We start from the raw sequence: 8,991 nt of genomic DNA on the forward strand, positions 1-8,991 counted from the left end.
AAGGCATGAGTGTCACGGGAGATGGGGGAGCGAGTCGCTCGGCCGATGGCCACCATGAGGTGGTGATCGTTGGCGGAGGCATGGTGGGGGCCGCCCTGGCGGTGCTGCTCGGCGAGGCCGGGGTCGAGGTGGCCCTGGTGGATGCCAGGCCCGCGCTGCTGGATGCCGACACCGTGGGGCGAGGGCAGCCGGCGCGCCGGGTCAGCGCGCTGACGCCGGTCTCGCAGCGGCTGCTGGAGGGGGTGGGCGCCTGGGCATGGATGGCATCACGACGCATCAGCCCCTACCGCCATATGCAGGTCTGGGACGCCGAAGGGAGCGGTGAGGTCAACTTCTCCGCCGACCAGGCCGGCCTGCCGGTGCTCGGACATATCGTCGAGAACGATGTCACCCTGGCGGCGCTGGAGCGACGGCTGGAGGCGCTGCCTTCGGTACGCCTCTGCCTGGGGGCACGGGTCGAGGGGCTGGAGGGCGGTGTCGAGGGGCGGTGTATCGTGCTGGCCGATGGTCGCCGGCTGAGCGCTCCCCTGGTGGTGGCCGCGGATGGTGTCCGCTCCCCGCTACGCGACATGGCGGGCATTGCGCTCAGCGAGCGTGAGACCGGACATGTCGGCCTGGTGACCACGGTGCGTATCGAGAGGCCCCACGGCGAGGTGGCGCGGCAGGCCTTCCTGCCGACGGGTCCACTGGCCTTCCTGCCCCTGGCGGTAGAGGAGCGGGAGCATCACTGCTCCATCGTCTGGTCTACCTCTCCCGCCGAGGCCGAACGCCTGGCGGGACTCCCGCGTGATGACCTGGGGGAAGCGCTGGCGGCGGCCATCGATCATCGGCTGGGCGCGGTAACGGTGCTCGACGAGGCGACCGGTTTCCCGCTGGTACAGCGCCATGCCAAGCGCTATACCCTGCCCGGTTTTGCCCTGGTGGGTGATGCCGCCCATGGCATTCACCCCCTGGCCGGCCAGGGGGTCAACCTCGGTTTGATGGATGCCGCTGTGCTGGCCGAGGAGCTGCTGGCGGCCCGTCGACGAGGCATGGGGCTGGGTGATGAGCGGACCCTGGCACGCTATGCACGGCGGCGGCGCGGTGATAACGCCGGCATGCTGGCGCTGATGGATGGGTTCCGACTGCTGTTCGGGGCGCGCCATCCGGCGCTGACCCTGGGGCGCAATCTGGGGATGGGTAGCGTGGACCGCCTCGTTCCGCTCAAGCGGTTGCTGCTGCAGCAGGCCACCGGCCAGCGCGGTCGCCTGCCTGTCAGTTGCCGCTGAACCGCCTGGCTCAGCGGTCGCGCTGGCGGACCACATCGAGGGCCTTGAGCAGGTTGAGGGCCTCGCTGAGCTGGTAATCCTCACGTAGCCGCTCGCTCTGCTCGGTCCTCTCCCGCGGGGCCTCCTGCGCGCCGAGATGGCCCTCCAGGTCGGCCTCGCGAACCCCGCGGCCATTCTCGGTGACCTCCACGCGCCCGCGCACCACCCTGACGTCGGGTTCGATGCCCTGGGCCTGGATGGAGCGCCCACCGGGCGTGAAGTAGAGCGCGGTGGTGAGCTTGAGCCCCTCGCCGTTGCCCAGCGGCATGATCTGCTGGACCGAGCCCTTGCCGAAGCTCTCGGTGCCCATCACCACGCCACGCTTCTGGTCCTGAAGGGCGCCGGCGACGATCTCCGCCGCCGAGGCGCTGCCGCCGTTGATCAGCACCACCAGCGGAACGTCGGGAGCCGCCGTTGTGGCATTGGCCGAGAAACGCATTTCGGTATCCGGCAGACGCCCCTCGGTGTAGACGATCAGCCCCTCTTCCAGGAAGGCGTCGGCCACCGCGACGGCGGCCTGCAGGACCCCGCCGGGGTTGTTGCGCAGGTCGAGCACCAGCCCGTCCAGTTCTCCGTCGCGCTTCAGCTGGCGGATGTGTTCGCTCACCTGCTCGCCGGTACGGGTCTGGAACTGGCTGATGCGCAGATAGCCGAAGCCGGGGGTCAGCAGTTCGCTCTTCACGCTCTCGGTGCGGATATTCTCGCGTGTCAGCGGGATGCGGCGTGGCGAGCTTTCGCCCTGGCGCAGGATGGTCAGCTCGATCTCGCTGCCCGGATCACCGCGCATCAGCTCGACCGCCTCCTGCAGCGACAGACCCTCGGTAGGCGTGTCGTCGATGCGCAGGATCTGGTCGCGTGCCTGCAGGCCGGCCCGCGAGGCGGGGGTGTCGTCGATGGGCGTGATCACCGTCAGCTGGCCATCCTCCATGCCCACCTCGATACCGATACCGCCGAACTCCCCCTGGGTCGACTCGCGCAGGCTCTGGAAGGCCTCGCTATCGAGATAGGAGGAGTGTGGATCGAGCTCGCTGAGCATGCCACGCATGGCGTTGCGCAGCAGGCTGGCGTCATCGACCTCCTCCACATAGGCGCGCTTGATGCGCTCGAACACCTCGGCGAAGGTCTGGATCTCGGCGATCGGCAGCTCATCATCGGCGACCTGGGCGGTCGCCGTCAGCGGTAGCGTCAGCAGGGCCAGGGGCAGCAGCCCGGCCAGCAGGCGTCGAGGCGAGCAGGAGCGAGAGAGCCTGCCCGGCAGGGAAAGCGCTGGGGTCATGCGAACTCCGCTGTTCCGGAACGGTGAGCGACCAGCATAGCCCGCCGCCGGCCTGCATGGAAAGCGGCGTTCAGCGGCGGGCGATCCACGACTGGGGATCGATGGGGGTACCGGCGCGACGCACCTCGAAATAGAGAGCGGGGCGGCGATGGCCCCCGCTCCTGCCCACGGCGCCGATCGTTTCGCCCCGCGAGACCGGCCGGCCGACCTGGGCGGTAAAGTGCTGCAGGTGGGCGTGGAGCGTCATCACGCCGTCGCCATGGTCGATGATCAGCAGATTGCCGAAGCCACGCAGCCAGTCGGCGAAGACCACCCGGCCGGCATGCACGGCGCGTACCGGGCTGCCCTCGGCGGCCAGGATGAGAATGCCGTTGCGATGGACGGCATCGCCGGCGCCGAAGCGCGAGGCGAGGTTGCCCTGGGCCGGCCAGGGAAGCTCGCCGCGGGTGCGTTCGATGGCGGTGGAGGGGGGCGGGCGCTGCAGGCGGGCCAGCTGCTCCTGAACGTCGCGCAGCACCTGCTCGGCGCGCTCGCGATCCTGCTCCAGGGAGGCGAGCCGGGCGGCCTCGCCGCTGTGGCGGCTCTCCAGCTCCGCGACCAGATTCGAGCGTTCGTGCATCTGTTCGGCCAGCTCGGCGCTGCGGGCGGCCAGCTCGGCGGCGAGGGCGTCGAGGCGGTCGCCGCGGGTCTCGAGCTCGCCTCGGGTCTCGGCCAGGGCCGCGTCGAGGCGTGCGAGCTCGTCGAGGCGGGCTCGTCGGGCGCGGGCAAGGTGGTTCAGGTAGTGCTGCAGTCGGTCCAGTCGTGCCGGATCGTCCTGATTGAGCAGCAGCTTCAGCTGGGGCGAATGGCCCAGGCGATAGAGCGCATCGAGCTGGGCATGGATGGCCTCGAGCTGGGCGCTACGCTCGGCGTCGAGCTCGTCGCGGCGCGACTGCAGGGTCTCCATCTCGGTGCCCAGCTCGCGTCGCTCGGCCTGGAGCTCATCGAGGCGGCGATGGGTGGTGGCCAGCGAGGTCTCGATCTCCTCCAGCTGGCGAGCCGCCGCGTCGCGCGCCTGGCGGGTGGATGCCAGGCGCCGGTCGGCCTCCTCGATGGCCTCGCCGATGGCGTCAAGGCGCTCCTGTACCGCCTCCTCGCTGGGCTGGGCCGCCAGCGGCCCAGTCAGGAGCAGCGTCAGCAGCAGGGTGCCCGGGAGGGTGGCGCTCCTGAACATCCTGCCGCTCAGTCGAGCTCGAGCAGGGCGCGTCCACTCATCTCCTCGGGGGCCGGCTGCTCCATCATCGTCAGCAGGGTCGGGGCGATATCGCACAGGCTGCCGTCGTCGTGGAATCGAGCCGGGCGCTCGCCGACATAGATCAGCGGCACCTGGAAGGTGGTATGGGCGGTCTGGGGGGCGCCGGTCTCGGGATTGATCATCTGTTCGGCGTTGCCGTGGTCGGCGGTGACCAGGCAGGCACCGCCGGCGCGCTGGATCGCCTCCACCACACGGCCCACGCAGCCATCGACGGTCTCGATGGCCTTGACCGCGGCGTCGAAGTCACCGGTGTGGCCGACCATGTCGCCATTGGCGTAGTTGCAGACGATCAGGTCGAAGCGGCCGGAGTCGATCGCTTCCACCAGGCGGTCGGTGACCTCGTGGGCGCTCATCTCGGGTTTCTCGTCATAGGTCTTCACGTCCCGGGGAGAGGGCACCAGGATGCGCTCCTCGCCACGGTACTCGGCCTCGCGACCGCCGGAGAAGAAGAAGGTGACGTGGGGGTACTTCTCGGTCTCGGCGATGCGCAGCTGGGTCAGGCCACGGCTCTCGATCACCTCGCCCAGGGTGTTGTGAAGATCCACCGGCGGGAAGGCCGCCGGCGCCGGGATATCGGCGGCGTAGCGGGTCAGGCTCACCAGGCCCTCGGCGGCGAGCCGCGGATGTACACGGCGGTCGAAGCCCTCGAAGCTCTCGTCGACGAAGGCCCGGGTCAGCTCCCGGGCGCGGTCGGCACGGAAGTTCATGAACAGGGCGGCATCGCCCGTCTCGAGGGTGATCGCTTCCCCGGCCGGGCGTACGCTGGTGGCGGCCACGAACTCGTCGGTCTCGCCGCGCTCGTAGGCGGCGCGCAGGCCCGCCTCGGCACTGGCGACGATATGCTCGCCTTCGCCCTCGGTGAGCAGGCGGTAGGCCTTTTCGACGCGCTCCCAGCGGTTGTCACGATCCATGGCGAAGTAGCGGCCGATGATCGAGGCCACGAAGCCATTGTCGGCGCCGACCAGCTCGGCGAGACGCGCATTGGCGTGCTCGATGGAGGCCAAGGCGCTCTGGGGCGGCATGTCGCGGCCATCCAGGAAGGCGTGCACGAAGATGCGTGTGGCGCCGCGACGGGCCGCCAGCTCGGCGGCGGCGAGGATATGTTCCTCGTGGCTGTGTACGCCCCCCGGCGAGAGCAGGCCCAGCAGATGGACCGCACGCCCCGCGGCCACGGCCGCGTCGATGGGCGCGGTGAGGACCTCGATGGTATCCAGGTCGCCCTCCTCGATGGCCTTGGTGATGCGCGTGAAGTCCTGGTAGACGACTCGGCCCGCGCCGAGATTCATGTGGCCCACCTCGGAGTTGCCCATCTGGCCATCGGGGAGTCCGACATGGCGGCCATCGGTATGGATCAGGGTGTGGGGATGCTCGGCCCACAGGCGATCCATGACCGGGGTATCGGCGGCTTCCACGGCGTTGTTGGCCGGGTCGGGATTGTGGCCGTAGCCGTCGAGGATGATCAGGGCGACGGGGCGCGGGGCGTTGGTGGTCATGGCGAATGTCCTCGAAGCGTGAAAGGCGCGACCCGGCCCGGGCGGCTGGGGCCTCTCGTGCATGCCGATACCAAGTCCCAGGGGGCGATGCGGGGCGTTCGGGGTCGCGGTAGGAAGTGTCTTGCGGCATCATATCGCAGGCGGCATCGTGCGTCATGGCTCCCCGCGGCCAGAGGCTGCGGCGGTTCCCCCGGGGCGGCCTGATTCGTCGGCGCCGACCTCGTGTATACTAGGCGCCCGGGCGCGCCCCAGCGCCCCTGTTTATTTACGTGTTGTTTACGAGCACCGAGACGAGAGTTATTCGTACCCATGATCGATCAGCTGTTTGAATTCGTGCAGAACCACCCGCTGCTGGTGGGCGCCTTCCTCCTGGTGCTGACCGCCTGGATCCTCTACGAGGCGCGTAATAGTGCCGCCAGCGGCGTGACCTCCGGTGAGGCGACCCAGCTGATCAACCGCGAGGATGCGGTGGTGCTGGACACCCGGGAGTCGGGTGACTTCAAGGCTGGCCATATCGCCGGTGCCCGCAATATTCCTCAGAGTCGCCTCGACGAGCGCATGAACGAACTCGAGAAGGTCAAGGAGAAGCCGATCATCGTGGTCTGCAAGCACGGCCAGTCTGCCGGGGCGGCCGTGGCCAAACTCTCCAAGGCCGGTTACTCTCGAGTGCTCAAGCTCAAGGGCGGCATGATGCAGTGGCAGGCCGACGGTCTGCCCGTGGTCAAGAAGTAGTCTTTGTTTACCGTATAAAAGGACCTTTCCCATGGCGGAAGAGAATAACCAGAGCGCCGACGGCCAGGCCGCCGGCCAGCAGGACAAGCCGCAGCTGCAGTTCGCCGTGCAGCGCATCTACGTCAAGGACATCTCCTTCGAGGCACCCAACTCGCCGGCGGTCTTCCAGCAGCCCTTCAAGCCCAAGGTGGGCCTGAACCTGGATACCACCAGCACCCAGGTGGGTGACGGCCTCTACGAGGTGACGATCAAGGTCACCGCCCAGGTGACCCACAGCGAGGAGGGCACGACCTCCTTCCTGGCGGAGCTCGAGCAGGCCGGCCTGTTCCGCATTACCGGCATCGAGGGCGAGCAGCTCGACCACACCCTGGGCGCCTTCTGCCCCAATGTGCTCTTCCCCTATGCCCGTGAGTGCATCGACAACCTGGTCAATCGTGGTGGCTTCCCGCCGCTGATGCTGTCGCCGGTCAACTTCGAGGCGATCTACGCCCGCAAGAAGCAGCGTGCGGCCGAGCAGGGCCAGGACGCGCCGGCAACCCAGTGATGCAGCGCGAGTGACCCTGAGGTGATGACCAAGAGATCGCCGCGTATCCACGTCGCCGCCGACCTGCGTGTCGGCGGCGACGTCGTTCTGCCCGAGGGGCCAGCCCGCCATGTGGCGCGGGTGTTGCGCCTGGGTGAAGGGGCCACGCTGCGGCTGTTCGACGGCGCGGGCCTCGAAGCCAGTGCGGTGCTGGTGGAGGCCTCACGCAAGCGGGTGGTCGCGCGTGTCGAGTCGGTGACCACCGGAGCCTGTGAGTCGCCGTTGACGGTGCACCTGGGTCAGGCGATCTCCAAGGGGGATCGCATGGACTACGCCATCCAGAAGGCCGTGGAGCTCGGCGTGGCCGCCATCACGCCGCTCTATACCGAGCATGGCGATGTGCGCCTCAAGGGTGAGCGCGAGGCGAAGAAACTCGCCCACTGGCAGGCCGTGGCGGCCAGCGCCTGCGAACAGTGCGGGCGTGCCGTGGTACCGCCGGTTAATCCGCCCCTTGGCCTGGCCGACTGGCTGGCCGGACGCGACGAGGCGCTGCGCCTGGTGCTGCATCCGGCGACCGGCGGAGGGCTGGAGAGCGAACCATCCCCCGACGGCGTGGCCCTGCTGATCGGTCCCGAGGGCGGGCTGGCCGAGGCCGAGGTTACGGCCGCCCGCGAGGCCGGCTTCGAGCCGCTCTCCCTGGGGCCGCGTATCCTGCGTACCGAGACTGCCCCCGTGGTGGCACTGTCGCTGCTGCAGGCGCGCTTTGGGGATTTGTGAGAATTGGTTGGGCAGGGCTCGGCCAGAAGCAGGCGTGTAGGAATTTCTGATGTAACGCCAATGTTCAGCGGCGGCCTTTACGTAGCGGAGCGGAGAAAAGGCCGTCCGGTGGAGGCCCTTCAGGGCCGGAACGAACTGGAATAACTGGTTAGGCATAGTCTATCAACCTGGCGATGCCCATGAATAAAAAAGAACCACAGCTCCACCTGATAGACCGAGCAGCCAAACCACACCGATGGAAACGATCCCGATTGCTCGCATCGGTGCTCGATCAGTATTCAGCGTAGAAACAGCTCCTGGCAACCACCGAATTAAAACCCCACTCAAAAGATGTAGGGCAAGCCAGATCGAAGTACTAAAGCTGGTTGCAAAGATGACAAAAGCTAGGCTTCCAAACTGGGGCGGAAACTCCATGAACTGCAAACCGTAAACTAGGAAGGCTAGCAGAACCGCGCCACTTGCCTCGTCAGCACCATCCTGAAATGCGTATGAGAGGCCACTGTAGACAACCAAACCCAAGACACAGGCGAATATGATGCGGACAACTATCGCGGTAAAAGCGACATTAACTGCAATTTTGACTACGGAGGGCAAAGATAGACGGATAACCAGTCTCGTGACCCATAATGAGAGGTAATCCAAAATGCCGTTGAACGTCATACCGACAGCAAATAGGAGTAAAACCCAGAGCAATGATCCAATGATTGGGCCCTGACCAACTAGGTTTCCAAGCTGGGTACCGTTTGGGGAAAGTGCACCAGTTGCGAGACTCAAGAAAGCAAACAACAGGCCGGAAACCACCATGGATCGGCTAAAGCAATGCCATGACAGATGTTTAGTTAAAGATACTACCAAATGAAAAAAGCCAATCTGCATCTCGATCCTTGACGCGTTTTAGCTGCTTGGCAAGTTTGTTTCGGAATTCTGGAGCGAGATCTTCGTCAAAGTCCTTAGTCACACGGCGAATAAAAAAACTGACTGCGCAGATTGATGCGAGCCAACCAAGGACATTCAGCCAATTACTATTGCTCAAAATTTCCACAGACCTCTACTCTTGCCTAACGCCAAAAGCAGCGGCGGTGAAACCGTCCGCTGCCTTTTCTTGTTATGTGCGTACTCATCCCTTGGCGGATTTTATGAGATTTGCAATTTGTTCGATACCGTCGTAGGTCGATGGAAGATTGCCCTCCTCCGTAACGATTCCAGAAAAAATAATGTTCTCGAACTTCGCTAGAGAGTCCTTGTCTTTCTCTTTGATCTTTTGAGAATAGTCTGAGTAGTGCTGTATAAATCTACAAAGCGTTTTTCGCAATTCGATCTGAATTAACTGGGACTTTATTGAACGATAATTGAACAGTAGTACTCGAAAGTAATAGATTGAAATTGCTGCAAGTGAAAGAGTGGGTAAGATTGATACAAGTAAGATGTCTTTAATTGATGAGATGTCGTTCAAACGAAGGCGGAACCTGTCAACCTGATTCGGACAGATCGTTAAAAATTAGTGTCGATTTCGTCGCGGTGGCACCTGCCGCCGATAGCGTCGGGAAGTTCACCACGCTGTAGGGGGCCGGGTCGTCGTCATCGGGCTG

The 8,991-nt window shown here is 65.2% G+C and carries 8 protein-coding genes; 4 read left to right on the plus strand and 4 right to left on the minus strand.

Going from position 1 to position 8,991, the window contains the following annotated elements:
• Positions 1–5: 5 nt before the first annotated feature.
• The gene (locus tag IOC61_RS10265) at positions 6–1,268 is read left to right on the plus strand and encodes a UbiH/UbiF/VisC/COQ6 family ubiquinone biosynthesis hydroxylase (protein ID WP_195688718.1); all 1,263 of its coding nucleotides are present in this window, start codon (positions 6–8) and stop codon (positions 1,266–1,268) included.
• 10 nt (positions 1,269–1,278) lie between these two features.
• On the opposite strand, the gene IOC61_RS10270 is transcribed toward IOC61_RS10265, so the two are convergent.
• The 3 genes from IOC61_RS10270 to gpmI all read right to left on the minus strand — a co-directional run bounded on the left by IOC61_RS10270 (position 1,279) and on the right by gpmI (position 5,370).
• Positions 1,279–2,583 (minus strand): S41 family peptidase, encoded by a 1,305-nt coding sequence (locus tag IOC61_RS10270; RefSeq protein ID WP_195688719.1) that lies wholly within the window; start codon positions 2,581–2,583, stop codon positions 1,279–1,281.
• A 70-nt stretch (positions 2,584–2,653) separates the two neighbouring features.
• Positions 2,654–3,796 (minus strand): murein hydrolase activator EnvC family protein, encoded by a 1,143-nt coding sequence (locus IOC61_RS10275; RefSeq protein ID WP_195688720.1) that lies wholly within the window; start codon positions 3,794–3,796, stop codon positions 2,654–2,656.
• Between the two features lie 8 nt (positions 3,797–3,804).
• Positions 3,805–5,370, minus strand: coding sequence for a 2,3-bisphosphoglycerate-independent phosphoglycerate mutase (gene gpmI, locus IOC61_RS10280; protein WP_195688721.1), 1,566 nt, complete (start codon positions 5,368–5,370; stop codon positions 3,805–3,807).
• A 309-nt stretch (positions 5,371–5,679) separates the two neighbouring features.
• Here gpmI and IOC61_RS10285 point away from each other — a divergent pair, with 309 nt between their 5' ends.
• The 3 genes from IOC61_RS10285 to IOC61_RS10295 are packed head-to-tail and all read left to right on the plus strand — an operon-like array spanning position 5,680 to position 7,402.
• Positions 5,680–6,102: a rhodanese-like domain-containing protein gene (locus IOC61_RS10285; protein ID WP_195688722.1), complete on the plus strand. Its 423-nt coding sequence runs from the start codon at positions 5,680–5,682 to the stop codon at positions 6,100–6,102.
• Positions 6,103–6,133: 31 nt separating this feature from the next.
• On the plus strand, positions 6,134–6,646 hold the full coding sequence (gene secB, locus IOC61_RS10290) for a protein-export chaperone SecB (protein WP_195688723.1): 513 nt from the start codon (positions 6,134–6,136) through the stop codon (positions 6,644–6,646).
• Positions 6,647–6,670: 24 nt separating this feature from the next.
• Positions 6,671–7,402 carry a 16S rRNA (uracil(1498)-N(3))-methyltransferase gene (locus tag IOC61_RS10295; protein ID WP_195688880.1) on the plus strand — a complete coding sequence of 244 codons (732 nt, stop codon included), beginning with the start codon at positions 6,671–6,673 and terminating at the stop codon, positions 7,400–7,402.
• Between the two features lie 162 nt (positions 7,403–7,564).
• On the opposite strand, the gene IOC61_RS10300 is transcribed toward IOC61_RS10295, so the two are convergent.
• Positions 7,565–8,278: a hypothetical protein gene (locus IOC61_RS10300; protein ID WP_195688724.1), complete on the minus strand. Its 714-nt coding sequence runs from the start codon at positions 8,276–8,278 to the stop codon at positions 7,565–7,567.
• Between the last annotated feature and the right edge of the window lie 713 nt (positions 8,279–8,991).

The organism is Halomonas sp. KAO (assembly GCF_015595025.1).
Taxonomy (GTDB): Bacteria; Pseudomonadota; Gammaproteobacteria; order Pseudomonadales; family Halomonadaceae; genus Halomonas.